This is a genomic window from Pseudomonas sp. LS2P72 (assembly GCF_054897865.1).
The window spans coordinates 2,357,910-2,384,254 of the sequence record NZ_CM142708.1; the positions used below are offsets into that span (position 1 = coordinate 2,357,910).

Sequence of the window (26,345 nt, forward strand, 5' to 3'; positions counted from 1 at the left end):
CTTGCCCGCGATGATGCCCGTCGCCACACCGCCAATTTGAAGGAATGAACCATGCTGCAACTGATCCTCGGCGGCGCCCGCTCCGGTAAAAGTCGCCTGGCCGAAAAACTCGCCTCCGACAGCGGTCTGGCGGTGACTTACATCGCCACCAGCCAACCCCTCGACGGTGAAATGAACGAGCGGGTGGCCCATCACCGTGCACGTCGTCCAGCCGAATGGGCGTTGATCGAAGAGCCGGTGGAACTCGCCCGCATCCTGCGCGAAACCGCCAGCGCCGATCGGTGCCTGCTGGTGGATTGCCTGACGTTGTGGATGACCAATCTGCTGATGCTCGACGACACCAAGCGGCTGTCGGCCGAACGTGATGCATTACTGAACTGCCTGGCGTCGTTGCCGGGTGAAATCATTTTTGTCAGCAACGAGACCGGAATGGGTGTCGTGCCGCTGGGCGAATTGACTCGCCGCTACGTCGATGAAGCCGGTTGGCTGCATCAAGCATTGGCCGAGCGCTGTCAGCGCGTCGTCCTGACCGTCGCCGGCCTGCCCCTGACTTTGAAAGGAACTGCGTTATGACTCAATCCTGGTGGCTCAACCCGTGCAAACCGATTGATGCTCAAGCGGTCGAGCAGGCGCAGGCCCGTCAACAGCAACTGACCAAACCGGCCGGCTCCCTTGGTCGGCTCGAGTCGGTGGCCGTGCAATTGGCCGGGTTGCAGGGGCAGGTCAAGCCGAGTCTGGATCAACTGTGGATCGCGATTTTTGCCGGTGACCATGGCGTGGTCGCCGAAGGGGTGTCGGCATTTCCCCAGGAAGTCACCGGGCAGATGCTGCACAACTTTGTCAGCGGCGGGGCGGCGATCAGCGTGCTGGCGCGGCAACTCGGAGCCTCCCTGGAAGTGGTCGACCTCGGCACGGTGACACCGTCGTTGAATTTGCCGGGCGTGCGTCACGTGAACATCGGCCCGGGCACGGCGAATTTCGTCGAAGGTTCGGCGATGACGTCGGCTCAAGGCCAACTCGCTTTGCAGGCCGGCCGCGACAGCGTGCAGCGCGCCATCGCCGCGGGTGCGCAGTTGTTTATCGGTGGCGAGATGGGCATCGGTAATACCACCGCGGCCAGCGCGTTGGCCTGTGCCTTGCTCGATTGTCCGGTGCTGCATCTGACCGGGCCGGGCACAGGTTTGAATGCGGCGGGTGTCAGCCATAAAGCTCAGGTCATCGAGCGCGCTTTGGCGTTGCACAGCGCTCAACGTGGCGATGCGCTGCAAACCCTGTTCAACCTCGGCGGTTTTGAAATTGCCGCACTGGTCGGCGCGTACCTGGCGTGTGCTCAGGAAGGCGTCGCGGTGCTGGTGGACGGTTTCATTTGCAGCGTTGCGGCGTTGGTGGCGGTGCGCTTGAATCCTGAATGCCGTCAGTGGCTGTTGTTCGGTCATCGCGGCGCCGAGCCGGGCCATCGTCATGTACTGGAAAGCCTGAACGCCGAACCGCTGCTGGATCTCGGCCTGCGTCTGGGCGAGGGCAGCGGTGCGGCGTTGGCCGTGCCGTTGCTGCGTCTGGCGTGCGACCTTCACGGGCAGATGGCGACTTTCGCCGAGGCCGCCGTCGCGGACCGTCCGGCATGACCTTGCGCCTGGACCTGTTGCGCCACGGTGAAACCGAACTCGGCGGCGGTTTGCGCGGCAGTCTCGACGATGCTCTGACCGAAAAGGGCTGGGCGCAGATGCGCGCGGCGGTGGTCGAGCAGGGGCCTTGGGATCGTTTGGTCAGCTCGCCGTTGCAACGTTGTGCGCGGTTCGCCGAAGAACTCGGCGCACAGCTGGGTTTGCCGGTGCAGTTGGATAAAGACCTGCAAGAGCTGCACTTTGGCACTTGGGAAGGGCAGAGCGCCGCCGCGCTGATGGACACCGATGCCGAGGCGTTGGGGTTGTTCTGGGCCGACCCTTATGCGTTTACGCCGCCTCAGGGTGAGCCGGTGGTGGAATTTTCGACGCGGGTGTTGGCGGCCGTTGAACGCTTGCATGTCGCCTACGCCGGCGAGCGGGTGTTGCTGATCAGTCACGGTGGGGTCATGCGCTTGTTGCTGGCTCAGGCGCGGGGATTACCTCGTGAGCAGTTGCTCAACGTCGAAGTCGGGCATGGCGCGTTGTTTTCGTTGTCGGTCGAATCCGGCGTGTTTTTTAAGGAAGCGCTCTGACCATGTTGCCGTTCTGGATCGCCCTGCAATTTTTGAGCAGTCTGCCGATTCGTTTGCCGGGCATGCCGGCGCCACAGGAATTGGGGCGGTCGCTGCTGTTTTATCCGCTGGTCGGCCTGCTGTTCGGCGGGATTTTGTGGGCGTTCAACTGGCTGTTGCTCGGCACCCCGTTGTTGCTTCACGCAGCGCTGTTGCTGACGGTTTGGGTATTGCTCAGCGGCGCGTTGCACCTGGACGGCCTGGCTGACAGCGCCGACGCGTGGCTCGGTGGGTTCGGCGACCGCGAGCGCACGTTGACGATCATGAAGGACCCGCGCAGCGGGCCGATTGCGGTGGTGACGCTGGTGCTGGTGTTGCTGCTCAAATTCGCCGCGTTGTTGGCAGTGATCGAGCAGCAACACGCCGTTGTCCTGATCATTGTTCCGTTGATCGGGCGCAGCGCGTTGCTGGGCTTGTTCCTGACCACGCCTTATGTGCGTGCCGGCGGGTTGGGGCAAGCGCTGGCCGATCATCTGCCGCGTTTGGCGGGCAAACAGGTGTTGGCGGTGAGTGCGTTGGCGTGTGTTTTGATTGCCGGTCTCAGCGGCGCGTTGGCAGTGGCGCTGGCGGGGCTGATGTTTGTCTGGCTGCGGCAAGTGATGCTGCGCCGATTGGGCGGCACGACGGGCGATACGGCGGGGGCATTGCTGGAAATTCTTGAGGTCGCGGTGTTGGTGGGCGTTGCCCTGGTCCCGTAGGAGCAAAGCTTGCTCGCGATGACCGCGCTGCTGTCCTTTCAGGGAAACCGCGTTAACGTTCATCGCGGACAAGTCGGATCGCCGCACCGCTCGCTCCTACAGGTAATATGTTGCAAAAATTTGCATTCATTTAACCGCGGGTATATACACGCACCATGCTCGACTCCCAATGTTTATGCATCAACCTGCGTCGTGCCGCCCGTGGCGTCAGCAGGCATTACGACGGCGCTCTCGACGGCTTCGGGATCAACGTCGCCCAGTATTCTCTGCTGTGCAATCTGCAGCGTCTGGATAAACCGAGTATTTCCACGTTGGCCGAGGCCATGGGGCTGGATCGCAGCACCTTGGGGCGCAATCTGCGGGTGTTGGAAGGCGAAGGCCTGCTGATGCTGGTCGAGGGCGAAGACATGCGTAACCGCATCGTCATGCTCACCGCAGCCGGTGTGGAACGGCTGAAAGCGGCCTTGCCAGCCTGGGAAGCGGCGCAACAGCGGTTGATCGACCGTTTGGGTGCCGAGAAACGCGAGACCTTGCTGCGACTGCTGGACGAACTGGCGTGATGCCGGTTTTTCCGATCTTAAGCGGGTATATACCCGCTACCGGAGAACAAGAATGACATCGATGTGGCGTACGTGTGGTTGGGTTTTGTTGGGGAGTGCGCTGATTCTTGCGTTGTCCTTGGGCGTAAGACACGGCTTCGGGCTGTTTCTGGCGCCGATGAGTGCCGAGTTCGGCTGGGGGCGTGAGACGTTTGCCTTCGCCATTGCCTTGCAGAATCTGATCTGGGGCCTGGCGCAGCCCTTCACCGGCGCGCTGGCCGACCGCTTTGGCGCCGCGAAAGTGGTGCTGGTCGGCGGTGTCCTGTATGCATTGGGCCTGGTGTTCATGGGCCTGTCGGATTCGGCCGTGACCTTGTCCTTGAGCGCTGGTCTGTTGATCGGTATTGGCCTGTCGGGCACATCGTTCTCGGTGATCCTCGGCGTGGTCGGCCGTGCAGTGCCGCCGGAGAAACGCAGCATGGGCATGGGCATTGCCAGCGCTGCCGGCTCTTTCGGCCAGTTCGCCATGTTGCCCGGTACGCTGGGGTTGATCGGCTGGTTGGGCTGGTCAGCGGCATTGCTGGTGTTGGGCCTGTTGGTGGCGCTGATCGTGCCGCTGGTGAGCATGCTCAAGGACAAGCCGCTACCGGTGTTCGGTCATGAACAAACACTGTCCGAAGCCCTGCACGAGGCCTGTTCCCATTCAGGGTTCTGGCTGCTGGCGTTCGGCTTTTTTGTCTGCGGCTTCCAGGTGGTATTCATTGGCGTGCACTTGCCGGCTTATCTGGTGGACCAGCACCTTCCGGCGAGCGTCGGCACGACAGTGCTGGCGTTGATCGGGCTGTTCAATATTTTTGGTACCTACACGGCAGGCTGGCTTGGCGGGAGGATGTCCAAGCCGCGTTTGCTCACCGGCCTGTATCTGCTGCGGGCAGTGGTGATCGGGTTGTTCCTGTGGGCGCCCGTCACGACGACCACCGCGTACTTGTTTGGTATGGCGATGGGTTTCCTGTGGCTGTCGACCGTGCCCTTGACCAACGGCACCGTCGCAACCTTGTTCGGCGTGCGAAATCTGTCCATGCTCGGTGGAATTGTTTTCCTGTTTCACCAGCTCGGATCGTTCCTTGGCGGCTGGTTGGGCGGGGTGGTGTACGACCGAACCGGGAGCTATGACTTGATCTGGCAAGTGGCGATTCTCTTGAGCCTGCTGGCCGCCGCCCTGAACTGGCCGGTGCGCGAGCAGCCGGTGGCGCGCCTGCAAACACAGATGAGCGCGATATGAACAGTCTCTGGCCGCGGATCGCTGTGGTCGCTGTCTGCGCCTTGCTGCTGGCCCTGTCGTGGTGGGGCTGGCATCAGGGCGGGCTGGCGTTGATGCAACTGGGCATGGGTGCTTGCTAGCAGGAGGTGAGGGCGAGTAACTTCGGTTTTGACGATTACTCAAGGATGCACCGACATGCTGATGCGTTGGCTTGCAGTTCCCGCGTTACTGGTAGCGTTTAGTGGATTGGCTCAAGCGGCAGAGTGCCCGGACCTGTTACAAGGCTCGTTGCCGAAGCTGCGCGCCAAGGAATCCATCGACTTGTGCCAGCGCTTCGCTGGCAAGCCGCTGGTGGTGGTCAATACCGCGAGCTTCTGCGGTTTCGCCCCGCAGTTCAAAAGCCTTGAAGCGCTGAATCAGCGTTACAAGGATCAGGGACTGGAGGTGATCGGCGTTCCGTCCAACGACTTCAAGCAAGAATCCAAGGATGGCGAAGAAACTGCCAAGGTCTGCTACGTGAACTACGGCGTGACGTTCACCATGACTGAGCCGCAGAAAGTCCGCGGTAATGACGCGACGCACTTGTTCAAGATCATTGCCAGGCAGAGCACCGCGCCGAAGTGGAACTTCTACAAATATGTGGTCGATCGCAAAGGTAAGGTGATCGCCAATTTCTCCAGTCTGACCAAGCCTGATGACCCCGAATTCATCGCAGCGGTGGAGAAAGCATTGGCCTCGCAACCCTGATCGACGCCCATTAAAAAGCCCCGCCTCTGTACAAGAGAGCGGGGCTTTTTCAGTTCAGGCGGCGAGTAAGGAACCGTCAGAAGCGGTAGGTCGCGCCAACACCGAAACCGTTTGCCCAGTTTTCATACTTGGCGCTGTAGTTCTGGTTGCGAGGTTGACCGTTGCTGTTGTTGACCTTGACCGACTCTTCGCGCAGGTACGAATACGCTACGTCGATGGTCAGGTCGTCGGTCGGGCTCCAGCCGGCGCCCAGGCTGAAAATCTTGCGATCGCCAGTCGGGATGCGTGGAGAGCGGTTTTCGTTGTTGGTCGGCGACTGGTCAACCGACAGGCCGGTGCGCAATACCCACTGCTTGTTCAGCTGGTACGAAGCTCCGATGGCGTGAGCCCAGGTGTCGTGCCAGTTCTGTTCTTCAGTGATGGTGCCGAACAGGGGGTTCAGGCCAGCAGGAACACCGCTGTTCTCGACGCTGATTTCCTTCAGGCGGCTCCAGCGAGTCCAGGTGCTGCCTGCATAGAGGGTCCACTGGTCGTCCAGCTGGTGAGTGACCGAGAAGTCGACCGACTCAGGCGTGGTGATATCCAGCGAAGCGTCGTACTTCTGGTTCGGGCTCTGACGCAGCGCAGCGAGGCCGCCGTAGTTGACCTTGGTATCACCTTCGAGCTTGTACTTCACTTTCGAGTGATAGGTCAGGCCGACGCGAGTGGAGTCGGTGGCTTGAACCAGGATCCCGATGTTGTAGCCCAGCGCAGTGTCGTCACCCTTGATTCTGACTTCACCGTCTGGTGCGCGTTGGCTCAGCGACAGGTTCGATTCCAGTGTGCCGTCAATGCGGTTGATGGTCGGACCGAAGCCGATCGACACCTTGTCGTTGAAGGCGTAGCTGACGGTTGGCTGGAGGGTCACGATTGTGACTTCGCTCTTGGTGCCGAAGTATTTGCCGGCGAAGCCGTTCTCGTAGTCGGTCACCAGGCCGAATGGAGCGTAGACGCCGAAACCGACTGCCCACTGGTCATCGATTGGCTTTACGTAGTAGCCCATGGGGACGCCCATGAAAGGGACCATGTCACCTTTATTGGTACCACTATTCGGACTGGAGCTCGCGTCACTGATATCAGCGTGCGCGTCGATAAATGCAACACCACCGGTCACTTGTTCGCGCTTGAGGCGAGACATGCCGGCAGGGTTGCCAAAAACTGTGGATGCATCGTCGGCAGAAGAAGATCGCCCGGCAAAACCCGTCCCCATCCCGCTGATGCTTTGTTCGTTGAGGGCAAAGCCACTTGCGAAAATCTGGGTGGATGCCATGGCAACGGCGAGGCTAATGGTGGTTTTGAGCATTACTTTTTTCATTATTAGAACTCCTGGTGATCACCGGGGCGAAAATTACCAACATTTTCGTCCCGGCGCTATAGGCTGTGAGGCTTGATTTAGAGCGGTTTTGTAGGACAATCCGACCAAAATCGCAGCAGTTGCGCGATCTTGTGGAGATGGGAGATCAGCAGGCGACCTGATTCAGCGGTGAAACACAGGTTTGCCAGGCACAGGTGAAGTCTCTCAGGCGTCCTTGAGGCTGGAAGGTCTGGCGCCAGATACGGGCCATGCCCAGCAAGTCGTCTGCTTCAGGGAGGGGGGTGTTCTGTTCTTCTACCAGCAGCCAGGCGATGGCTGTGGCGTAACGCAGGTTGACGGTCAATTCGAGGTGCGGACCACTCAGGAAAGCATGTTGGCTGGCCAAGCCACGAACCAGGCTTGCGCGGTCCGGGTCAAGTGCCAGGTAGTGGTCCCAAAGTGCTTGATGGCGGGGTTCGGCGATTCGGTACAGGCCGTGTCCACGGCGGTCATGCAGGGCAGTTCCAAGGGCTGACTGGCTGGCAGCGACGCCCAGTAGCAGGGATTCGGCGGTTGCGCTATGGCACCCGAGGTAAATCAATGTCGGGCGGATCACATAACGGCACAGTTCGCTGGCAGCGATACCCATAAAGCCCTCGACACATGAAATGGTCGGCGATACCTGAAGGGCATTGGCAGCAGTGAATCGAATCAGGCTCGCCGGAAGCGGACCAGCCGCTTGAGTTGAAGTGTAGTGTCATATTCGCGCCGTAAAGGCCTGTTTTTAAAATATTTCCGGCTGCGAGTTATAACCGTTATATCGGTTTGTGCTTAGGCGGTGGCAGCGAAAAGAGAAATATCAGGCAATAAAAAGCCCCGCTTTTTGAGCGAGGCTTTTGAGGTTTTCAGTCTTTCTGGCGTATCAGGCAATCAGTGCCTGACGGGTACGCTCGATCACGGCCTGCAGCGGCTCGGCGCTGGAGTATTGATCGGGGTAAAGGCGTTCGCTGTGACGAGCGATGCCGTGTTCGTTGACCAGAGTGAAGCTGAAGCAGCCTTTGCGAGCGGCCATGATCAGGCAGTTCATTGGTGCAAAAGCGTTGGTTAGGGTGCGGATGGCATCCTGGGTGTGGATTTGAGTAGACATAGTCATTGGGTGTTCCTACGAGCGACACGGATAAGAACCGTGCAAAATTAAAACGTTCCAGTGACGACGACCACCATTGGTCGAACGAAGAACCCGACTGGAACAAAGCAGCCAGTTTGAAGCGCTGATAAATTGGCGCGCTTGGGCTGGCAGGTAGGTACTTAGGAGGGCAGGCAACACATCAAGGGCAAAGGTTCTGGGCCCGGGGTGAAGATCCTGATCAATTTGCAGGTTGGTTCGGTCAGAGTAAGTGAGCTTCGCAACACCCTTTGCTTTCGATTCAAAGGCTGTGTTGACGCAAGGTTTACCTGGAAACCATCGAGGTGGTCGATCCCGCTTTGTCGGTGGAGGCTTCCTTGAGGAAGGCTGACCGGGGGGATTTGTTCGACCAGAATTGACTTTCAGCTTGGTACTAACGCCGCGGATACTAACGGATTGAATGGCTGAAGGGAAGTGTGTTAGCAAAAAAGTTCTCTGGATGCCCTCATTCAACGTCCGATTGGCGCTCGGAAAAAGCCATGATCCGCAGACTTGCCCTGTAATAGCACAAATTCCGACCATTGGTAGTCACGGCTCATCGGGCCAGGACCCGCCTGGATCACGGGTTTGCCAAAGTTTATCCCCAGATACGGGCGAAAAATGCGCCGAAAAAGCGCATCGATATAACTGCCTCGAAGGTACTTGTGCACATAAGTCACGGAGGGTGTCATGCCGCTGTCATCTTCCCTTCAAACGCAGTGGGTGCCTGTAACCAAAATTTAAGTCAATGAAAAACATCGCTTTTTTTTACTGGTGAAAAAATCGTCAGTTTGACTGCGAGCCCCATTCCATACGGCTTTGCGAGAGTTCAAGGGCGGTTGTCCACTGAGTTATCCACAGCTTCTGTGGATTGTCCCGAGCGCTTGCTCTAGGACGGGCGTGCCGGGTTTTTTAGGCTTTACCTGTAAGAAAAAAAGAGTAGAGTGGCGCGCCTTCCGATCTGCCCCACAGTGCTTTATGAAGTTTCGCTCAGTATCAGTCTCTGCAACCTCCACACCTCCCAGCATTACTCCGCCCAAGCGCTTTTCGATGCGTGTGGCCGAGTGGCTGCTGGACAGCCCGCGTCTGGGCGAAAACTCCAACGTCAAACACTTCGCCGGACATTTGCTCAAGCAGCCAGCCCGTGAAGGGATTGTGGCCGCACAAAGTCGTCTCGGTCAGCTGATGTGCCGTGAATGCGGGAATGCCCGTGACCGCCGTATCGGCCATGACCTTCTGCGTTCGGCCGCGCGGGCAGGGGATCGGCGCGCCCAGCAGGAACTGGGTCTGATCGAAGACTGAGCTGTCCAAGACCTGACGCCTTGGTTAACCTTCAAGCTTTATTTCATTGGCAGGAGTGGCTATGGCTATGGACTTGACCAGCGCATTGCTCGGTCTGGCGGGCGCTGCGCTGCCGTTATTGGTACTGGCCTGGCAACTTCAGCGGCGAGCGAGCGCCACGCAGTCAGAGGTTGCACTGCTGGAAGAGCGTCTGGCCACGGCTCATTTGGCTCAGGATGGATTGAACGCCCAACTCGAAGCCTGTCGCGATGAAATCGGTGATCTGGGCCAGGCCAACGCCGCCAAACAGGCAGACCTGGCCGCCGTACGCCGTGAAGTCGAACTGCTGCAGATCGAACGTGACGACGCACGCGACGCCGCCCACGCCTGGAATCTGGAACGTGCCGGCAAAGAGGCTGAGTTGCGCCGTCTGGACGCCCAGGCCGCTTCGCTCAACGCCGAGCTGCGTGAGCAGCAGGAAAGCCATCAGCAGCGCCTCAACGACCTCCAAGGCTCGCGAGATGAGTTACGCGCCCAGTTCGCCGAGCTGGCCGGCAAGATCTTCGACGAGCGCGAGCAGCGCTTTGCCGAAACCAGTCAGCAGCGACTGGGGCAGTTGCTCGATCCGTTGAAGGAACGCATCCAGTCCTTCGAAAAACGCGTCGAGGAAAGTTATCAGGCTGAAGCCCGCGAACGTTTTTCCCTGGCCAAGGAACTGGAGCGGCTGCAACAGCTGAACCTGCGCCTGAGCGACGAAGCCACCAACCTGACTCGCGCCTTGAAAGGCCAGAAAACCCAAGGCAACTGGGGTGAGCTGATTCTTGAGCGGGTGCTTGAACACGCGGGCCTGGAAAAGGGGCGCGAGTACCAGACCCAAGTCAACCTCAAGGGCCCGGACGGTGAGCGTTTCCAGCCGGACGTGATCATTTATCTGCCGGGCGACAAACAGGTGGTGGTCGACTCCAAGGTCAGCCTCACGGCCTATCAGCAATACGTCGCGGCCGAAGACGATGCCATCGGCCAGATCGCCATCAAGCAGCACGTGCTGTCCCTGCGTACTCACGTCAAAGGGCTGGCCGGCAAGGATTACAAGCGTCTCGACGGTTTGCACAGCCTGGATTTCGTCCTGCTCTTCGTACCGATCGAAGCGGCGTTTTCCGCCGCGTTGCAGGCTGAGCCGACTCTGTTCCAAGAGGCCTTCGACCGCAACATCGTGATTGTCAGCCCGACCACTTTGCTGGCGACCCTGCGCGTGATTGACAGCCTGTGGAAGCAGGAGCGCCAGAGCCAGAACGCCCGGGAAATCGCCGAGCGGGCCGGGTGGCTGTACGACAAGTTCGTGTTGTTCATCCAGGATCTGGATGAAGTCGGCAATCGATTACAGCAACTGGATAAAGCCTACAGTTCTGCGCGCAACAAGCTGACAGAAGGACGCGGCAATCTGGTCAGCCGCGCCGAGCAGCTCAAATTGCTTGGCGCTCGGGCGAGCAAAAGCCTGCCAGCAGACTTGCTGGAGCGGGCGATGACGGATGTGGATGGGTTGGCCGAGTTACCCGAGTAAGCCGAAAAGCTTCGTCGGAGCGCCGCCCGGAGCAAGCCCCACATGGAACTGCATTCTATCTGGAAGAACTCGGTCCAATGTGGGAGCGAGCCTGCTCGCGATGGCGGCAGTTGCACCACGACAAGGTTCAGCCCTTGCGCGCTACAACGGCAAATGCCGACTCAGCAACGCCCGCAACGCCGCCGGTTTCACCGGTTTAGCCAAGTAATCCAGCCCCGCCGCATGCACCTGGGCCACCGTCTCCGGTCGCCCATCGGCGCTGATCACTACCCCTGGGACGGGCTCACCCAATCGGGTTCGCAGCCATGCCATCAGTTCGGTCCCTGTCTCGCCATCGTCCAGGTGGTAATCCACCAGCGCCAATTGCGGTCGCATTCCATCGCTGAGCAGCGCCGCGCATTCATCGCGGTTGCGCGCCGTCCAGACCTGACAACCCCAGCGCGTGAGCAAGCTGTTCATGCCGATCAGGATGCTGTCTTCGTTGTCGATGCACAGCACCTGCGCGCCGCTCAGCAATTTGCCATTGAGTTCGACGACCTTGGTCGGGATCGCGGATTGCGCACGAGCCAACGGCACACTGACGCTGAACACGCTGCCGCGCCCCGGCCAGGAGCGTACGCGCAAAGTATGTCCCAGCACGCGACACAACCCGTCAGCGATCGCCAGGCCCAGCCCCAGGCCTTTCTCGGCGCGCGTCTGGTGGCTGTCGAGGCGTTTGAATTCTTCGAAGATGACCTGCTGTTTATCCAGCGGAATGCCCGGACCACGGTCCCAGACTTCCAGGCACAACTCGCCCTTGCGTCGGCGAACCCCGAGCAGCACCGGGCCTTTGGCATAGCGGAAGGCATTGGTCAGGAAGTTCTGCAGGATTCGTCGCAGCAATTTGATGTCGCTGTCGACGCGCAACGTACTGCCCCTCACGCGGAATTTCAGCCCTTGGTCGCGGGCCAGCGCCTTGAACTCGGCACCGAGGACGTCAAACATCTCATTGAGCACGAATGGTTTTGGATCAGGATTGATCTTGCCGTTTTCCAGGCGGGAAATGTCCAGCAGGTCGCTGATCAGATCCTCGGCCGAGCGCAGTGACGTGTCCAGATGATGGACCAGTTTCTGCGCCTCACCGGATAGCCCGTCGTCTTGGTGGGAAAGCGCGGCCGAGAACAGTCGCGCAGCGTTCAACGGTTGCATCAAGTCGTGGCTGACCGCCGCCAGGAAACGGGTTTTCGACTGGTTGGCCGACTCCGCGGTGCCCTTGGCTTCAGTCAGGGCGAGGTTGAGTTGCGACAGTTCGTGGGTCCGCTCGGTAACCCGACGCTCCAGGCCCTCGTTGGCTTCGGTCAGCGCCTGCTCAGCCTCGCGGAACGCGGTGATGTCGGTGAAACTCATGACAAAACCGCCGCCCGGCATCGGGTTGCCGATCAGCTCGATCACACGGCCATTCGGGAAAAGTCTTTCAGAAGTATGGGCGCGGCCCTGACGCATCCAGTGCAAGCGCCGTGCTACGTGCACTTCGGCTTCGCCGGGGCCGCACAGGCCGCGTTCGGCGTTGTAGCGAATGATGTCGGCAATCGGGCGGCCAAGCCTGATCAGTCCATCCGGGTAGTTGAACAGCTCCAGATAGCGTCGATTCCAGGCCACCAGTTTCAGCGACTGGTCGACCACACTGATGCCTTGGGTGATGTTCTCGATCGCGCCTTGCAGCAGCGCGCGGTTGAATTGCAGCACTTCCGAGGCTTCGTCGGCGATTCGGACGACGTCCTCGAGTTGCATTTCCCGACCTTCGATGGCGGCTTTTACCACCGCTCGCGTCGAAGAAGCACCGAGCACACCGGCCAGCAAGCGTTCAGTGTGGGCGATCCATTCAGCGTCGGCGTTCTGGTTCGGGTTGAAGGCTTTGCCTTGGCGGTAGGCGAAGCGGATAAAACTCTGACGGGCGCGTTCTTCGCCGACGAAGCGTGCGGCCAGCTGCAACAAATCGTCGATCTGCACCGACAACATCGAACGGGCGCTGGGGCGGGCGCTGATTTCCTGTCCGATGAAGCGACCCGCCTGCCAATGTTCCGAAACCCTCGTACGTGATAGCACCGACACCCAGGCGAACAGCGTGAAGTTGGCCGCCAGCGACAACACCACGCCTTGGGTCAGCGGGGTGAGCGGCAGGTTCAGCGGGTTGCTGTGCAACCAGGCCAGCCCCGGGAAGCTGCTCAAGGACAAGCCGAGGCTGTTGGCGGCAATCGGCAGGATCAAGGTGTAGAACCACAGGAACGTCCCGGCCGCGAGACCGGCGAACACACCGCGGCGATTGGCCTGTTTCCAGTACAGCGCGCCAAGCATGGCCGGGGCCAGTTGGGTCACGGCGGCGAAGGCGATCTGGCCGATGGTCGCCAGGCTCGCCGTCGAGCCGAGCAGGCGATAACTGACGTAGGCCAGCAGCAGAATCACCACAATGCTCACTCGGCGCACCGAGAGCATCCACTGGCGGAACACTTCGAACGGCCGCTCGGCGTTGTTGCGCCGCAGCAACCATGGCAACAGCATGTCGTTGGAGACCATGGTCGACAACGCCACGCTGGCAACAATCACCATGCCGGTCGCCGCCGAGGCACCACCGATAAACGCCAGCATCGCCAAAGCAGGATGGGCTTGAGCGAGCGGCAGGCTGATGACAAACGAGTCCGGCAGCACCGAGCTCGGCAGCAGCATCTGGCCGGCGAGGGCGATAGGCACGACGAACAACGCCGCCAGCGCCAGATAGGCTGGAAACACCCATTTGGCCAGGCGCAGATCCTGAGGTTCGATGTTTTCCACCACGGTCACGTGGAACTGCCGGGGCAGGCAGATGATGGCCATCATTGCCACGCCGGTCTGCACCACCATCGACGGCCAGTTGATGGTTTCCTTCCAGTATTCTTCCAGGCGCGGTGCGAGCATGGCCTGATCGAACAGGTCGTCGAAACCGTCGTACAGACCGTAGGTCACGAACGCGCCGACCGCGAGAAAAGCAAACAGTTTGACCAGCGATTCGAACGCAATCGCCAGCACCATGCCGCGGTGGTGTTCCGTGGCGTCGAGGTTGCGGGTACCGAAGACGATGGTGAATAGCGCCAGCACCAGCGACACGATCAGCGCCGTGTCCTGAGCGCGCGTGCCCATGGCGTCGGCACCGGCGCCGATCAGCAAGTTCACCCCGAGCACGATGCCCTTGAGTTGCAGCGCGATGTAGGGCAACACGCCGACCAGGCAGATCAGTGCCACCACCACGGCCAGCGACTGGGATTTGCCATAACGCGCGGCGATGAAGTCGGCAATGGAGGTGATGTTCTCCTGCTTGCTGATCATCACCATTTTTTGCAGGACCCACGGCGCGCACACCAGCAGCAGGATCGGCCCGAGGTAGATCGGCAGGAAAGACCAGAGTTGTTCGGCGGCTTGGCCCACGGCGCCAAAGAAGGTCCAGCTGGTGCAATAGACGGCCAGCGACAGGCTGTACACCCAGGCGCGCACTCGCGGCGGCAACGGTGTGCTGCGACGGTCGCCATAGAAGGCGATGGCGAACAGGATGGCCATATAGGCCAGGGCGACGGCGGCGATCAGCCCGCTGGACAGCGACATGGGAACTCCAGACAAAAGACACCCGGGACTCCCGCCCGGACAGACAGTCTCGCACGATGACAGGGGTTAGTCAGTGTCGACCAAGGTCGCGGCGCGGCGGGGTGTCGCAGGCGGTGCGTCAGTTGGATCTTGGGTGTTTGTGCTGGCCTCTTCGCGAGCAGGCTCGCTCCCACATTAGACCGCGATCAACTGTGGGAGCGAGCCTGCTCGCGATGGCGGCCTCACTGACTCAGCGCAATCTCGATCAACCGATGCAACTCCTCAACCTCCAGCGGCACCGCTGAAAACAGGATGCGAAACACCGTCGGCGCCGCCACCATGTTGATCAGCCGATCAACGTTCGGCTTCGGCTGATCGGGGTAACGATCCAGAATCGTCTGCAGCTGCCCGCCAATGATCGTCGCGCAAAGGGCCGGCGTGGTGCTGCATTGCACGTCGCGCAACATGTTGCGGCCGGGCTCGGAACTCATCTCGTCCAGATACTGCTCGGCCCAGGCGCGCACATCACCGTGCAGGCTGCCGGTATTGGCCGGCTCGCTCTCGGGGCGCATGCGGGCGAGGGCGACGTCCGCCAACAGCACCGACAAATCGCCCCAGCGCCGGTAGATGGTCGACGGCGTGACGCCGGCGCGCGCGGCGATTTGCGGGACGGTCACGGTGGTGCGGTCCTGCTCTTCGAGAAGATCGCGGACTGCCGAATGAACCGACTCTTGCACCCGGGCACTGCGACCGCCGGGGCGTAAACCTTCTTTAATAGCCATGCATCGGACCTTAACACAAAGAATTTGCTTTAAGCCCTAGCCAGTAGCACACTCCGCAAAAGCAAAAAGTTAGCTTTTGCGGAGTGTGTCCATGTCCAGTTCAACGTCTAATCGTTCAAGCCTGTGGTTCCTGGCGATCACCTTACTCAGTTTTCTTGCCGCTTCCACCGCGCCGACGCCGTTGTATCACGTGTACCAGGAGCACCTGCAATTCTCGGCAGCGACCCTGACCCTGATTTTCGGTGTGTACGCCATCAGCTTGCTGGCGGCATTGCTCACGGTCGGTTCGCTCTCGGATTACCTGGGGCGCAAACCTGTAATTTTTACCGCTGTGATGTTGAACATGCTGGCGATGCTGCTGTTTATCAATGCAGACAGTGTCGCCTGGTTGATCAGCGCACGAGTGCTTCAAGGTTTTGCTACGGGGATGGCCACTGCCGTATTGAGTGCGGCGCTTCTGGACACTGATCGCCAGCAAGGGCCGTTGGTCAACAGTGTGGCGCCGTTGCTGGGCATGGCGTCGGGCGCCATGGGCTGCGGCTTGTTGGCCGAGTTTGCGCCGTTGCCGTTGCAGTTGACCTATTGGGTGCTGTTCGCGCTGTTTGTGATGCAGGGGCTGTACGTCTGGCGTTTGCCGGAAAGCGTCAGTCCCCAACCGGGAGCCTGGGCTTCGCTGCGTCCGACACTGCATGTGCCGATCCAGGCGCGGCGTGCGTTGTGGCTGGTGCTGCCAATCAATATCGCGGTGTGGGCACTCGGTGGCTTTTACGCTTCTTTGGCGCCGTCTCTGGTGCGCACGGCCACCGGATCGACCTCAAATCTGATTGGCGGTGCGACGGTGGCTGTGTTGACGGTGACCGGCGCATTGATGATCTACACCCTGCGCGATCGGCCGGCCGACAAGGTTTTGCGATTGGGCGGCAGTCTGCTGCCCGTCGGCGTCGCACTGATTCTGATGGCGGTGCACAGCGCCAGCCTGCCGCTGTTTTTTGTGGGCACCCTGGTGGCCGGATGCGGTTTCGGCGCCGGTTTCCTCGGTGCATTGCGCAGCGTCGTGCCGCTGGCCTTACCCCATGAGCGGGCAGGGTTGATGTCGGCTTACTACGTGCTCAGTTACCTGGCTTTCTGCCTGCCGTCGTTGCTGGCCGGGAACTTGACCCGAACCTTCGGGCTGGTGGCCACCACCGATGGTTACGGCGCGGTGCTGATTACTCTCTCGGTCGGCGCTCTGCTCGCGTTGATGCGTCAGCAGTCCATGAAAGTCTGTGGCGTCGATGTTCGATGACCGTTAGCCTGGGACCGCCCTACATTTCGACGGACCGACGCATGAAAATCATCCGCAGCAAATCCTTCACCGCTGACCGTGCCTGGGGCGCGTTGGATATCGCCAACATGAACGGCATCACCACGCGTTTGCATTGGACCGATCAGCCCTATAAGTGGCACATCAATGATGGGCAAGAAGTGTTCGTGGTTTTGGATGGCGTCGTGCAGATGCGTTATCGCGAAACAGGGCAGGAGAAAGCAGTGATGTTGGGTGTAGGCGATATCTTTTATGCCGACGTCGGTACCGAACACGTTGCCCATCCGCAGGGTGCGGCAAGAATCCTGGTGATCGAGACTGACGGCAGCGTCTGACGATATATCTGCAAAACAGATAACAGTTAGAGATATTACCCGTTATATCGATATTCGATTCAGATCTACCATGAGCTCCACCTCCATAGAGGACAGGAGTTCACCATGACATGCCCCAACACTGCCCCAGCCGGTTTCAAACCCTTCAGTCATTTGCAGCATCCGCGTGAAGTCATCCGCCAGTTCACGCCGAACTGGTTCGCCGCCACCATGGGCACCGGTGTGCTGGCGTTGGCGCTGGCGCAGCTGCCTGGCGCAAATGGCGGTTTGCACGCGATTGCCGAAGGCCTTTGGCTGTTCAACATCGTGCTGTTTGTTTTATTCACGGTTATGTATGCGGCGCGTTGGGTGCTGTTTTTCGATGAGGCGCGGCGGATTTTCGGTCACTCCACGGTCTCGATGTTTTTTGGCACCATCCCCATGGGCCTGGCGACCATCATCAATGGTTTCCTGGTGTTCGGTCTGCCGCGTTGGGGCGAGGGCGTAATTCATCTCGCCGAGGTGCTGTGGTGGCTGGATGTGGCGATGTCTGTGGCGTGCGGCGTGCTGATTCCCTACATGATGTTTACCCGTCAGGAACACAGCATCGATCAGATGACCGCCGTCTGGCTGTTGCCGGTGGTGGCGGCAGAAGTGGCGGCCGCCAGCGGTGGTCTGCTGGCGCCGCACCTGGCTGATGCCCATTCGCAACTGGTGGTGCTGGTGACCAGCTACGTGCTCTGGGCCTTTTCCCTACCGGTTGCGTTCAGCATTCTGACCATTCTGTTGCTGCGCATGGCGCTGCATAAACTGCCTCACGAAAACATGGCCGCCTCCAGCTGGCTGGCCCTCGGCCCGATCGGCACCGGGGCGTTGGGCATGTTGCTGCTGGGCGCCGACGCGCCGGCGATCTTCACTGCCAACGGTCTACCGGGCATTGGTGAAATCGCCGCAGGGCTGGGGTTGGTGGCCGGGATCACCCTGTGGGGCTTTGGTCTGTGGTGGATGCTGATCGCGCTGCTCATTACCCTGCGTTACCTGCGCGCCGGTATTCCGTTCAATCTCGGCTGGTGGGGTTTCACCTTCCCGTTGGGCGTCTATTCCCTGGCGACGTTGAAGCTGGCCAGCACCTTGAACCTGACGTTTTTCAGTGCCTTCGGCGGTGTGCTGGTGGTGTTATTGGCGGTGATGTGGCTGATCGTCGCCAAACGGACTGTGCAGGGCGCCTGGCGGGGCGAGTTATTTGTCTCGCCATGCATTGCAGGATTAAAGAAATAATCTGCAAAGTTTAGGTAATGTGTGGCCTGGATCGCCGTTGGATATTCCAATAACTGCATCCACGCCACTCTCTACCCAACATCAGGGACACATGGAAGATGAGTCACCCCTCACAGTTCACCTTGCTTCGCACCCGGCGCTTCCTGCCGTTCTTCGTCACGCAGTCGCTAGGGGCGTTCAACGACAACATCTTCAAGCAGTCGCTGATCCTCGCCATTCTCTACAAGTTGACCATCGACGGTGACCGCTCGATTTGGGTCAACCTGTGTGCGCTGCTGTTCATTTTGCCGTTCTTCCTGTTCTCGGCACTGGCCGGGCAGTTCGGGGAGAAGTTCGCCAAGGACGCGCTGATCCGTCTGATCAAGCTTGGTGAAATCGCCATCATGGTGGTGGGCGCGGTCGGTTTCATGTTCGATCACTTGTTGCTGATGCTGGTGGCGCTGTTTGCCATGGGCACTCACTCGGCGCTGTTCGGGCCGGTGAAATATTCGATCCTGCCCCAGGCCTTGCGAGACGAAGAGCTGGTAGGTGGCAACGGCCTGGTGGAAATGGGCACCTTCCTGGCGATCCTCGCCGGGACCATTGGCGCCGGGATCATGATGTCCTCCAGTCATTACGCGCCGATCGTCTCCACGGCGATCATTGGTGTTGCGGTGCTCGGCTACCTGGCCAGTCGCAGTATTCCACGGGCCGCGGCCGCCACCCCGGAAATGCGTCTGAACTGGAACATTTTCAGCCAGTCATGGACCACGTTGAAGCTGGGCTTGGGTCAGACGCCAGCGGTATCGCGCTCGATTGTCGGCAACTCGTGGTTCTGGTTTGTCGGGGCGATTTACCTGACGCAGATCCCGGCCTATGCCAAGGAGTGGATGCACGGCGACGAAACCGTGGTGACGCTGATTCTGACGGTGTTCTCGGTCGGTATCGCGCTGGGTTCGATGCTCTGCGAGAAACTGTCCGGCCGCAAAGTCGAGATCGGTCTGGTGCCGTTCGGCTCGTTCGGTCTGACGGTGTTTGGTTTGCTGCTGTGGTGGCATTCCGGTGGAATTCCGGACAGCGTTACGGGCCATGGCTGGATTGAAGTCCTGGGTTTTGGCCACGCCTGGCTGGTGTTGATCGACATTCTGGGGCTTGGGATTTTCGGCGGTTTCTACATCGTGCCGCTGTACGCGCTGATTCAGTCTCGTACCCCGGAGAACGAGCGGGCGCGGGTGATTGCCGCCAACAATATTCTCAACGCGCTGTTCATGGTGATCTCGGCGATTGTCTCGATCGTCTTGCTGAGCATGGTCAAGCTGTCGATCCCGCAGTTGTTCCTGGTGGTGTCGCTGCTGAACATCGGCGTCAACGCCTACATCTTCAGCATCGTCCCCGAGTTCAGCATGCGCTTCATGATCTGGCTGCTCAGCCATTCCATGTACCGCGTGGAACATCGCAATCTGCAGTTGATTCCCGATGAGGGCGCGGCGTTGCTGGTGTGCAATCACGTGTCCTTCGTCGATGCCTTGCTGATTGGCGGCGCGGTGCGTCGGCCGATTCGCTTTGTGATGTATTACAAGATCTACAACTTGCCGGTGCTGAACTTTATCTTTCGCACGGCCGGGACCATTCCGATCGCGGGACGTCAGGAAGACATTCAGATCTACGAAAAAGCCTTCACGCGCATTGCTCAGTATCTGAAGGACGGCGAGTTGGTGTGCATCTTCCCTGAAGGCAAATTGACTGCAGATGGCGAGATCAACGAATTCAAGGGCGGGGTGACGCGGATTCTCGAAGAGACTCCGGTACCGGTGATTCCGTTGGCATTGCAGGGGTTGTGGGGAAGCTTCTTCAGCCGCGATCCGCAAAAGGGCGTGTTTCGCCGGTTGTGGTCACGGGTGACATTGGTGGCAGGGCCTTCGGTGTCGGTTGAGGCGGCAGAGCCAGCCCGGTTGCAAGGAATGGTGGGGGAATTGCGCGGCGCGGTGCGCTAAATCCTTTCGGTGCGGGCCGCTAACCAAGCGTGCCCGCTCTGGGTATTCAACCCGCCATCGCCAACCGGTTTCGTCCCTCGCGCTTGGCCACATACAACGCATTGTCGGCCCGTCGCAACAGACTGTCGGCAGACTCGCCGGGCAATAGCGTCGAGCAGCCAAGGCTGACCGTCAGCTCGATCGCATGGCCGTCGGCCGAATAATCCTCTGCCTGCACCGCAAATCGTAACCGTTCGCCGACCATGGCCGCCGCCTCACGACTCGTGTTGCAAAGCAGGATAAGGAACTCTTCGCCACCAAAGCGGAAGACCATGTCCACGTTGCGCAACTGGTTTTTGATCGAGGCTGCAACGGCCTTGAGCACGTCATCGCCGGCGCTGTGCCCGTGGTTGTCGTTGATGCGTTTGAAGTGATCGATGTCCAGCATCAGCAGCGACAAGGGTTGCAGATGCCGACGCGACATCTCGATTTCCCGTTGCAGGGTCTGGTCCATGGCAATGCGGTTGCCGGTGTCCGTGAGCGGATCGCGCAACGCGCTTTGGGTGGCCGCGCGGTAGAGCAAGGCATTGCGCATCGGATACAGCAATGCGGACAGCAGCGACTCGACGTTGCCTTGTTCCTGCTCACTGAAGCGCTGATTGCGGCGGAATACCAGTTCGCCCAGGTGCTCGCCTTCATGGCTGAGGCTGTAGCTGATCGAATGATGGCCGCGCAGGCCGAATCCGAGGCGCAAGTCACTGGACGTGTGCTCGTACGTCAAGGCGTCAAGCGGTACAAGTCGCTGAATCTCACGGAAGAAGAGGCCGAGAATGCGTTGCGGCTCAAGACTGGTTTGCAGCTGCAGGCTCAGTTGCTGGCGCAGTTGCGCAAGGCTGACGGACCTCTCGATGAGGGTAGGCTGCTGACCAAAGCCCAGGCGTTGCAATTTGGCGCTATCGAAGTCAATTGCGTTGGACTGGGAAGGTGATTTCATATGGCGTGCGCCCCTAAGCAGTAAGGCTGTCTTACAGGCTGGGTGAGAGCGGCTTTGGGCTGCGCGTCATACTGGTCCATCAGTCCCGTAGGACATTTGGCGCAAGTTTAGTCCGCTTTGCCGACGATAAGTACCTGTCGGTTCAGGCGTCCGCCCTGTCTGCTTTCACACTGCGTGTCTGAGCAAATTTAGAGCGAAAGTCATGCCATTCAGTTCATTCGGATAAAAAGCGTTATAAATCAGGTAATTAATCTGTCGCTGAAGAGCGTTGTTGAGTTTGATGACAGTTCTTTGACTTGTGGCGGGGGTGGTTACGACGCACTTTGAGTGCCGCGACGGGAAGCCGTCGCGGCACAAAAGCGACGCGCGGGCATTACTGAGCGTTGAACGCCTGGCCGTTGATGCCGGTACTGTCCGGACCCATCAGGTACAGGTAAACCGGCATGATTTCCTCGGGCGTCGGATTGTTCAGCGGGTTTTCACCCGGGTAAGCCTGGGCGCGCATGCTGGTGCGGGTGGCGCCCGGGTTGATGCTGTTGGAGCGCACCGGCGCCACGGTGTCGACTTCGTCGGCGAGGGTTTGCATCAAACCTTCGGTGGCGAATTTGGACACGCCGTAAGCGCCCCAATACGCACGACCCTTGCGTCCGACGCTACTGGAGGTGAACACCACCGAGGCGTCCTGCGACAGCTTGAGCAGCGGCAGCAGGGTGCTGGTGAGCATGAACATGGCATTGACGTTGACGTGCATGACCCGCATGAAGTTTTCGCCGGACAACTGTTCGATCGGCGTACGCGGGCCAATGATCGACGCGTTGTGCAGCAAACCGTCGAGATGGCCGAATTCGGTTTCGATCATCGCGGCCAGCTCATCGTATTGATGGGGCAGGGCGGTTTCCAGGTTGAACGGGATCACGGCCGGTTGTGGATGGCCTGCGGCTTCGATTTCGTCGTAGACCTGAGTCAGGTTGGCTTCGGTCTTGCCCAGCAGCAGTACGGTGGCGCCGTGCGCGGCAAAGGTTTTCGCGGCGGCAGCACCGATGCCACGGCCAGCGCCGGTGACCAGGATGACCCGGTCCTTGAGCAATTCTGGGCGGGCGGAATAATCAAACATAAAAACCCCTCAACAAATCAGAAAGCGAGTCCTGTAGGAGCATGGCTTGCCCGCGATGGCGTTTTCAGAATCGCTATCGCCGGCAAGCCGTGCTCCTACGAAAAGCGGCTCAGCAGCCGCACAAAGCGCTATCCAGCACTTTGCGCAACTCCAGCGGATGATCGACCACCACGTCCGCGCCCCAATGCCGCGGGTTATCGTCCGGGTGAATGTAGCCGTAGGTCACGGCGGCCGTCTTGGTGCCAGCATCGCGACCGGATTCGATATCGCGCAAGTCATCACCCACGAACAACACGCTGGCCGGGTCCAGGTCGAGCATCTTGCACGCCAGGATCAACGGCTCGGGGTCCGGTTTGCTGTTCTTCACATGGTCCGGGCAGATCAACAGCGCCGAGCGCTCGGCCAGGCCAAGCTGCTGCATGATCGGCTCGGCGAACCGCAGCGGCTTGTTGGTGACCACGCCCCAGATCAGGTTGGCCTTTTCTATGTCGGCCAGCAGTTCGCCCATGCCGTCGAAGAGTTTGCTGTGAACCGCGCAACCGGCGAGGTAACGCTCCAGGAACTCCAGGCGTAATTCCTCGAAACCCGGTGATTCCGGGTCCATGGAAAAGGTCACGGCGACCATCGCCTTGGCGCCGCCGGAGATCTCGTCGCGAATGTGTTTGTCGTTCATCGGCGGCAAGCCGCGATCGGCGCGCATCGCCTGACAAATCGCAATGAAGTCCGGGGCGGTGTCGAGCAGAGTGCCGTCCATGTCGAAAAGAACTGCTCTGATACGCATCGGCTTACTCCTCGCGCAGGGTCTGGATCATGTAGTTGACGTCCACGTCGGAGGCCAGTTTGTAGTGCTTGGTCAGCGGGTTGTAGGTCAGGCCGATGATGTCTTTGACGGTCAGGCCGGCCATGCGGCTCCAAGCACCCAGCTCGGACGGGCGGATGAATTTCTTGAAATCGTGGGTGCCGCGCGGCAGCAGCTTCATGATGTATTCCGCGCCGACGATGGCGAACAGGTACGCCTTCGGGTTGCGATTGATGGTGGAAAAGAACACCTGGCCGCCGGGTTTGACCATGCGGAAGCAAGCGCGGATCACCGAGGATGGATCCGGCACGTGCTCGAGCATTTCCAGGCAGGTGACCACGTCGAACTGCTCGGGCATTTCTTCAGCCAGGGCTTCGGCGGTGATCTGCCGGTATTCGACAGTCACGCCGGATTCCAGTTGATGCAGTTGCGCGACCGCCAGCGGCGCTTCGCCCATGTCGATGCCCATGACGGTAGCGCCGCGCAGGGCCATGGCTTCGCTGAGAATGCCGCCGCCGCAACCGACGTCGAGGACTTTCTTGCCGGCCAGGTGGACCCGCTCGTCAATCCAGTTGACCCGCAACGGGTTGATGTCGTGCAGCGGTTTGAACTCGCTTTCGCGGTCCCACCAGCGATGGGCCAGGGCTTCGAATTTGGCGATTTCGGCGTAGTCGACGTTGCTCATGGTTAAGTCCTCTAAAACTTGAAAAATCCTGTTGCCCCGGTGGTGAGTCCGGGGTGCTTACGATTCGGTATGGCCGCTGATGCGCTGGCCCCAGGCCTTGGCGGTGGCGCAAAGCTGTTTTTCATCCAGGCGAGTCAGGCGACGGTCGTCGAGCAGTTGCTTGCCGGCGACCCAAAGGTGTTTCACGCAGTCACGGCCGGTGGCATATATAAGCTGCGAAACCGGGTCGTAGACCGGTTGCTGCGCCAGACCGGAGAGATCGATCGCGACAATGTCCGCGGCTTTGCCGACTTCCAGCGATCCCGTTTCGGATTCAATGCCCAGCGCGCGGGCGCCATTGAGCGTGGCCATGCGCAAGGCGCGATGGGCATCCAGCGCGGTGGCCGAGCCGGCGACGGCTTTGGCCAGTAAAGCGGCGGTGCGGGTTTCGCCGAGCAGGTCCAGGTCGTTGTTGCTGGCAGCGCCATCGGTGCCGACCGCGACATTGACGCCAGCCTGCCACAAGCGCTCCACCGGGCAGAACCCGCTGGCCAGCTTCAGGTTGGATTCCGGGCAATGAATCACGGTGGTGTTACTTTCTACCAGCAATACCAGGTCTTCATCGCTGATCTGAGTCATGTGAACCGCCTGAAAGCGCGGCCCCAGCAAGCCCAGGCGACCGAGGCGTGCCAATGGGCGTTCGCCGTACTGCTCGACGGACTGCTGCACTTCATAGGCGGTTTCATGCACGTGCATGTGGATCGCGGCGTCCAGTTCTTCGGTGATCACCCGGATTTTTTCCAGGTTCTCGTCGCCCACGGTGTAGGGTGCGTGGGGGCCGAAGGTGACTTTGATGCGCTCGTGGTGCTTGAGATCGCCAAATAATTCGACGCCCTGACGAATGGCTTCGTCCGCCGTGCCGGCGCCCGGGATCGGGAAATCGAGGATCGGAATCACGATTTGCGCGCGAATGCCGCTGTTATGGACGCGCTCGCTGGCAACCTTGGGGAAGAAATACATGTCAGAGAAACAGGTGATGCCACCTTTGATCTGCTCCGCGATTGCAAGGTCGGTGCCGTCACGGACGAAAGCTTCATCGACCCACTTGGCTTCGGCCGGCCAGATGTGGTCTTCCAGCCAAGTCATCAGGGGCAGATCATCAGCCAGGCCACGGAACAGCGTCATCGCCGCATGCCCGTGGGCATTGATCAAGCCAGGGCAGAGCAACATGTCCGGCAGTTCGCGGACTTCAGTTGCGTTAAGCTGCAGCGCAGCCGAGCGCGGGCCGATGAATACGATGCGTCCGTCGCGGATGCCCAGGGCGTGCTCTTTGAGGACAACGCCAGCGGGCTCGACAGGTACCAGCCAGGTCGGCAGCAATAGCAAGTCGAGCGCAACGGCAGTGTTCGGCATCGAGAGTCGGTTCCAGAGCTTTTGTAAAGGATGGCGAAGTATACCCGAGCGTCTTCGCAGGGGGATCGCTATAATCGACGGCTTTTGTTCATGTGTGCGGGGTGAGGGATGCGCGATCGACTGTTGGCTGCTGAGAAGGTAAAGGCCATCGATTGGCGTGATGGCGCCCTTTACCTGCTGGATCAGCGTATTTTGCCGTTCGAGGAAACCTGGATCGCCTACACCAGCGCTGCTGGCGTGGCCGAGGCCATTCGTTCGATGGTGGTGCGCGGCGCACCGGCGATTGGCATCAGTGCCGCCTATGCCATGGTGCTGTCAGCCCGCGCCCGAATTGTTGAGGGCGGTGACTGGCAGGCTGCGTGGGAAGAGGATTTCGCGTTACTGGCCGATTCCCGTCCAACGGCGGTGAATCTGTTCTGGGCCTTGAGTCGCATGCGTGATCGCCTTGATCGTATCAAGGGTGATGCCGACCCTCTGGCGGCGCTGGAGGCGGAGGCCATCGCCATTCACGAGAGTGATCGCGAAGCCAACCTGACCATGGCGCAACTGGGTGTGGACCTGATCCGCAAGCATCAGGGCAATGCCCAGGCGATCCTGACCCACTGCAACACTGGCGCACTGGCCACCGGCGGCTTCGGCACCGCGCTGGGCGTCATTCGCGGGGCATTTATCGAAGGCATGGTCGAGCGCGTTTATGCCGACGAAACCCGTCCATGGCTGCAAGGTTCGCGGTTGACCGCATGGGAATTGGCCAACGAAGGCATTCCCGTCACGCTCAACGCGGATTCCGCCGCTGCCCACATCATGAAGACCAAGGGCATTACCTGGGTAATCGTCGGCGCTGACCGGATCACCGCCAATGGCGACGTGGCCAACAAGATCGGCACCTATCAGCTGGCGGTCAACGCCATGCACCACGGCGTGCGTTTCATGGTGGTGGCGCCGAGTTCGACCATCGACATGAGCCTGGCCAGCGGTGATGACATCCCGATTGAAGAGCGCGATGGTCGCGAGTTGCTGGAGGTCGGCGGCAAGCGGGTCGGGGCGGATGTCGATGCGTTCAACCCGGTATTCGACGTGACTCCGGCTGACCTGATCGATGCGATCGTTACCGAAAAAGGCATCGTCGAGCGCCCGGACACCGCGAAAATGGCGCAGTTGATGTGCCGCAAGCGCCTGCATTGACGCTTTGTGTTGTCGGATAAATTGCTATCGCGAGCAAGCTTTGCTCCTACAGGTTTTGTGATCGACACCGATCCTGTGGGAGCCAGCCTGCTGGCGATGAGGCCCTCAAAGTCAATAAACATCCGTAATTCAGCC

Annotated in this window: 25 protein-coding genes; 15 read left to right on the forward strand and 10 right to left on the reverse strand. The window is 60.0% G+C overall.

Annotation, left to right across the window (positions count from 1 at the left end; translation table 11 throughout):
• Nucleotides 1-51: 51 nt before the first annotated feature.
• The 8 genes from cobU (at nt 52) to ACYZUA_RS10980 (ending at nt 5,481) form a co-directional block, all read left to right on the forward strand.
• Nucleotides 52-573 carry a bifunctional adenosylcobinamide kinase/adenosylcobinamide-phosphate guanylyltransferase gene (gene cobU / locus ACYZUA_RS10945; protein WP_461963099.1) on the forward strand — a complete coding sequence of 174 codons (522 nt, stop codon included), beginning with the start codon at nt 52-54 and terminating at the stop codon, nt 571-573.
• On the forward strand, nt 570-1,625 hold the full coding sequence (cobT, locus tag ACYZUA_RS10950; RefSeq protein ID WP_461963101.1) for a nicotinate-nucleotide--dimethylbenzimidazole phosphoribosyltransferase: 1,056 nt from the start codon (nt 570-572) through the stop codon (nt 1,623-1,625). Before cobU ends, cobT begins: the two co-directional genes overlap by 4 nt.
• On the forward strand, nt 1,622-2,197 hold the full coding sequence (gene cobC, locus ACYZUA_RS10955; protein WP_461963102.1) for an alpha-ribazole phosphatase family protein: 576 nt from the start codon (nt 1,622-1,624) through the stop codon (nt 2,195-2,197). The genes cobT and cobC overlap by 4 nt, the downstream gene beginning before the upstream one ends.
• Nucleotides 2,198-2,199: 2 nt before the next feature.
• Nucleotides 2,200-2,934 (forward strand): adenosylcobinamide-GDP ribazoletransferase, encoded by a 735-nt coding sequence (locus ACYZUA_RS10960; RefSeq protein ID WP_461963104.1) that lies wholly within the window; start codon nt 2,200-2,202, stop codon nt 2,932-2,934.
• A gap of 155 nt (nt 2,935-3,089) precedes the next feature.
• Entirely contained in the window at nt 3,090-3,494 is a 405-nt protein-coding gene (locus tag ACYZUA_RS10965) for a MarR family winged helix-turn-helix transcriptional regulator (protein ID WP_461963105.1), read from the forward strand.
• Between the two features lie 52 nt (nt 3,495-3,546).
• Nucleotides 3,547-4,755 carry an MFS transporter gene (locus ACYZUA_RS10970; RefSeq protein WP_076030232.1) on the forward strand — a complete coding sequence of 403 codons (1,209 nt, stop codon included), beginning with the start codon at nt 3,547-3,549 and terminating at the stop codon, nt 4,753-4,755.
• Nucleotides 4,752-4,874, forward strand: a complete 123-nt coding sequence (locus ACYZUA_RS10975) for a hypothetical protein (protein WP_008148682.1) — start codon at nt 4,752-4,754, stop codon at nt 4,872-4,874. Before ACYZUA_RS10970 ends, ACYZUA_RS10975 begins: the two co-directional genes overlap by 4 nt.
• Nucleotides 4,875-4,929: 55 nt before the next feature.
• Complete coding sequence (locus ACYZUA_RS10980; protein ID WP_461963106.1) at nt 4,930-5,481, forward strand: glutathione peroxidase; 552 nt, start codon at nt 4,930-4,932, stop codon at nt 5,479-5,481.
• A gap of 76 nt (nt 5,482-5,557) precedes the next feature.
• On the opposite strand, the gene ACYZUA_RS10985 is transcribed toward ACYZUA_RS10980, so the two are convergent.
• The 3 genes from ACYZUA_RS10985 to ACYZUA_RS10995 form a co-directional block, all read right to left on the reverse strand.
• A complete protein-coding gene (locus ACYZUA_RS10985; RefSeq protein WP_461963107.1) occupies nt 5,558-6,835 on the reverse strand; it encodes an OmpP1/FadL family transporter in 1,278 nt (425 codons plus the stop codon).
• 145 nt (nt 6,836-6,980) lie between these two features.
• Nucleotides 6,981-7,463: a hypothetical protein gene (locus ACYZUA_RS10990; protein WP_095130135.1), complete on the reverse strand. Its 483-nt coding sequence runs from the start codon at nt 7,461-7,463 to the stop codon at nt 6,981-6,983.
• Between the two features lie 273 nt (nt 7,464-7,736).
• Nucleotides 7,737-7,961 (reverse strand): hypothetical protein, encoded by a 225-nt coding sequence (locus ACYZUA_RS10995; protein ID WP_019407963.1) that lies wholly within the window; start codon nt 7,959-7,961, stop codon nt 7,737-7,739.
• A 996-nt stretch (nt 7,962-8,957) separates the two neighbouring features.
• Here ACYZUA_RS10995 and ACYZUA_RS11000 point away from each other — a divergent pair.
• On the forward strand, nt 8,958-9,281 hold the full coding sequence (locus tag ACYZUA_RS11000; RefSeq protein WP_461963108.1) for a sel1 repeat family protein: 324 nt from the start codon (nt 8,958-8,960) through the stop codon (nt 9,279-9,281).
• Nucleotides 9,282-9,456: 175 nt separating this feature from the next.
• Entirely contained in the window at nt 9,457-10,821 is a 1,365-nt protein-coding gene (locus ACYZUA_RS11005) for a DNA recombination protein RmuC (RefSeq protein WP_176471581.1), read from the forward strand.
• 141 nt (nt 10,822-10,962) lie between these two features.
• Here the strand turns inward: ACYZUA_RS11005 and ACYZUA_RS11010 are convergent, their stop codons facing one another.
• Nucleotides 10,963-14,433, reverse strand: coding sequence for a hybrid sensor histidine kinase/response regulator (locus tag ACYZUA_RS11010; protein ID WP_461963109.1), 3,471 nt, complete (start codon nt 14,431-14,433; stop codon nt 10,963-10,965).
• 221 nt (nt 14,434-14,654) lie between these two features.
• Nucleotides 14,655-15,194 carry a TetR/AcrR family transcriptional regulator gene (locus tag ACYZUA_RS11015; RefSeq protein WP_461963110.1) on the reverse strand — a complete coding sequence of 180 codons (540 nt, stop codon included), beginning with the start codon at nt 15,192-15,194 and terminating at the stop codon, nt 14,655-14,657.
• Nucleotides 15,195-15,285: 91 nt separating this feature from the next.
• Here ACYZUA_RS11015 and ACYZUA_RS11020 point away from each other — a divergent pair, with 91 nt between their 5' ends.
• The 4 genes from ACYZUA_RS11020 to ACYZUA_RS11035 all read left to right on the forward strand — a co-directional run bounded on the left by ACYZUA_RS11020 (nt 15,286) and on the right by ACYZUA_RS11035 (nt 20,062).
• The gene (locus tag ACYZUA_RS11020) at nt 15,286-16,479 is read left to right on the forward strand and encodes an MFS transporter (RefSeq protein WP_461963111.1); all 1,194 of its coding nucleotides are present in this window, start codon (nt 15,286-15,288) and stop codon (nt 16,477-16,479) included.
• Nucleotides 16,480-16,520: 41 nt separating this feature from the next.
• Nucleotides 16,521-16,832 (forward strand): cupin domain-containing protein, encoded by a 312-nt coding sequence (locus tag ACYZUA_RS11025; RefSeq protein WP_461963112.1) that lies wholly within the window; start codon nt 16,521-16,523, stop codon nt 16,830-16,832.
• 105 nt (nt 16,833-16,937) lie between these two features.
• Entirely contained in the window at nt 16,938-18,089 is a 1,152-nt protein-coding gene (locus ACYZUA_RS11030; RefSeq protein WP_461963113.1) for a TDT family transporter, read from the forward strand.
• A 98-nt stretch (nt 18,090-18,187) separates the two neighbouring features.
• Nucleotides 18,188-20,062 carry an MFS transporter gene (locus tag ACYZUA_RS11035; RefSeq protein ID WP_461963114.1) on the forward strand — a complete coding sequence of 625 codons (1,875 nt, stop codon included), beginning with the start codon at nt 18,188-18,190 and terminating at the stop codon, nt 20,060-20,062.
• 46 nt (nt 20,063-20,108) lie between these two features.
• Here the strand turns inward: ACYZUA_RS11035 and ACYZUA_RS11040 are convergent, their stop codons facing one another.
• The 5 genes from ACYZUA_RS11040 to ACYZUA_RS11060 all read right to left on the reverse strand — a co-directional run bounded on the left by ACYZUA_RS11040 (nt 20,109) and on the right by ACYZUA_RS11060 (nt 25,025).
• Nucleotides 20,109-21,035, reverse strand: a complete 927-nt coding sequence (locus ACYZUA_RS11040) for a GGDEF domain-containing protein (RefSeq protein ID WP_461963116.1) — start codon at nt 21,033-21,035, stop codon at nt 20,109-20,111.
• Nucleotides 21,036-21,408: 373 nt separating this feature from the next.
• Nucleotides 21,409-22,149 carry a YciK family oxidoreductase gene (locus ACYZUA_RS11045; RefSeq protein WP_033055825.1) on the reverse strand — a complete coding sequence of 247 codons (741 nt, stop codon included), beginning with the start codon at nt 22,147-22,149 and terminating at the stop codon, nt 21,409-21,411.
• A 109-nt stretch (nt 22,150-22,258) separates the two neighbouring features.
• Nucleotides 22,259-22,930: an N-acetylmuramic acid 6-phosphate phosphatase MupP gene (mupP, locus tag ACYZUA_RS11050; protein WP_033055824.1), complete on the reverse strand. Its 672-nt coding sequence runs from the start codon at nt 22,928-22,930 to the stop codon at nt 22,259-22,261.
• A 4-nt stretch (nt 22,931-22,934) separates the two neighbouring features.
• Entirely contained in the window at nt 22,935-23,633 is a 699-nt protein-coding gene (gene ubiG / locus ACYZUA_RS11055; RefSeq protein ID WP_461963118.1) for a bifunctional 2-polyprenyl-6-hydroxyphenol methylase/3-demethylubiquinol 3-O-methyltransferase UbiG, read from the reverse strand.
• Nucleotides 23,634-23,690: 57 nt separating this feature from the next.
• A complete protein-coding gene (locus ACYZUA_RS11060; protein WP_461963119.1) occupies nt 23,691-25,025 on the reverse strand; it encodes a TRZ/ATZ family hydrolase in 1,335 nt (444 codons plus the stop codon).
• A gap of 108 nt (nt 25,026-25,133) precedes the next feature.
• Between ACYZUA_RS11060 and mtnA the strand changes: the two genes are divergently transcribed.
• Nucleotides 25,134-26,210: an S-methyl-5-thioribose-1-phosphate isomerase gene (gene mtnA / locus ACYZUA_RS11065; RefSeq protein WP_461963120.1), complete on the forward strand. Its 1,077-nt coding sequence runs from the start codon at nt 25,134-25,136 to the stop codon at nt 26,208-26,210.
• The last annotated feature ends 135 nt before the right edge of the window (nt 26,211-26,345 follow it).

What these genes read in the sequence shown, in the direction of transcription:
- ACYZUA_RS11045 (WP_033055825.1), bottom strand. Translation starts at nt 22,149, where the DNA reads ATGTTTGATTATTCCGCCCGCCCAGAATTGCTCAAGGACCGGGTCATC.
- ACYZUA_RS11020 (WP_461963111.1), top strand. Translation starts at nt 15,286, where the DNA reads ATGTCCAGTTCAACGTCTAATCGTTCAAGCCTGTGGTTCCTGGCGATC.
- ACYZUA_RS10985 (WP_461963107.1), bottom strand. Translation starts at nt 6,835, where the DNA reads ATGAAAAAAGTAATGCTCAAAACCACCATTAGCCTCGCCGTTGCCATG.
- ACYZUA_RS11010 (WP_461963109.1), bottom strand. Translation starts at nt 14,433, where the DNA reads ATGTCGCTGTCCAGCGGGCTGATCGCCGCCGTCGCCCTGGCCTATATG.
- ACYZUA_RS11015 (WP_461963110.1), bottom strand. Translation starts at nt 15,194, where the DNA reads ATGGCTATTAAAGAAGGTTTACGCCCCGGCGGTCGCAGTGCCCGGGTG.
- ACYZUA_RS11030 (WP_461963113.1), top strand. Translation starts at nt 16,938, where the DNA reads ATGACATGCCCCAACACTGCCCCAGCCGGTTTCAAACCCTTCAGTCAT.
- cobU (WP_461963099.1), top strand. Translation starts at nt 52, where the DNA reads ATGCTGCAACTGATCCTCGGCGGCGCCCGCTCCGGTAAAAGTCGCCTG.
- ACYZUA_RS10965 (WP_461963105.1), top strand. Translation starts at nt 3,090, where the DNA reads ATGCTCGACTCCCAATGTTTATGCATCAACCTGCGTCGTGCCGCCCGT.
- ACYZUA_RS10975 (WP_008148682.1), top strand. Translation starts at nt 4,752, where the DNA reads ATGAACAGTCTCTGGCCGCGGATCGCTGTGGTCGCTGTCTGCGCCTTG.
- ACYZUA_RS11060 (WP_461963119.1), bottom strand. Translation starts at nt 25,025, where the DNA reads ATGCCGAACACTGCCGTTGCGCTCGACTTGCTATTGCTGCCGACCTGG.
- ACYZUA_RS10990 (WP_095130135.1), bottom strand. Translation starts at nt 7,463, where the DNA reads ATGGGTATCGCTGCCAGCGAACTGTGCCGTTATGTGATCCGCCCGACA.
- ubiG (WP_461963118.1), bottom strand. Translation starts at nt 23,633, where the DNA reads ATGAGCAACGTCGACTACGCCGAAATCGCCAAATTCGAAGCCCTGGCC.
- ACYZUA_RS10980 (WP_461963106.1), top strand. Translation starts at nt 4,930, where the DNA reads ATGCTGATGCGTTGGCTTGCAGTTCCCGCGTTACTGGTAGCGTTTAGT.
- mupP (WP_033055824.1), bottom strand. Translation starts at nt 22,930, where the DNA reads ATGCGTATCAGAGCAGTTCTTTTCGACATGGACGGCACTCTGCTCGAC.
- ACYZUA_RS10970 (WP_076030232.1), top strand. Translation starts at nt 3,547, where the DNA reads ATGACATCGATGTGGCGTACGTGTGGTTGGGTTTTGTTGGGGAGTGCG.
- ACYZUA_RS11000 (WP_461963108.1), top strand. Translation starts at nt 8,958, where the DNA reads ATGAAGTTTCGCTCAGTATCAGTCTCTGCAACCTCCACACCTCCCAGC.
- cobT (WP_461963101.1), top strand. Translation starts at nt 570, where the DNA reads ATGACTCAATCCTGGTGGCTCAACCCGTGCAAACCGATTGATGCTCAA.
- ACYZUA_RS10995 (WP_019407963.1), bottom strand. Translation starts at nt 7,961, where the DNA reads ATGTCTACTCAAATCCACACCCAGGATGCCATCCGCACCCTAACCAAC.
- ACYZUA_RS11035 (WP_461963114.1), top strand. Translation starts at nt 18,188, where the DNA reads ATGAGTCACCCCTCACAGTTCACCTTGCTTCGCACCCGGCGCTTCCTG.
- mtnA (WP_461963120.1), top strand. Translation starts at nt 25,134, where the DNA reads ATGCGCGATCGACTGTTGGCTGCTGAGAAGGTAAAGGCCATCGATTGG.
- cobC (WP_461963102.1), top strand. Translation starts at nt 1,622, where the DNA reads ATGACCTTGCGCCTGGACCTGTTGCGCCACGGTGAAACCGAACTCGGC.
- ACYZUA_RS11040 (WP_461963116.1), bottom strand. Translation starts at nt 21,035, where the DNA reads ATGAAATCACCTTCCCAGTCCAACGCAATTGACTTCGATAGCGCCAAA.
- ACYZUA_RS10960 (WP_461963104.1), top strand. Translation starts at nt 2,200, where the DNA reads ATGTTGCCGTTCTGGATCGCCCTGCAATTTTTGAGCAGTCTGCCGATT.
- ACYZUA_RS11025 (WP_461963112.1), top strand. Translation starts at nt 16,521, where the DNA reads ATGAAAATCATCCGCAGCAAATCCTTCACCGCTGACCGTGCCTGGGGC.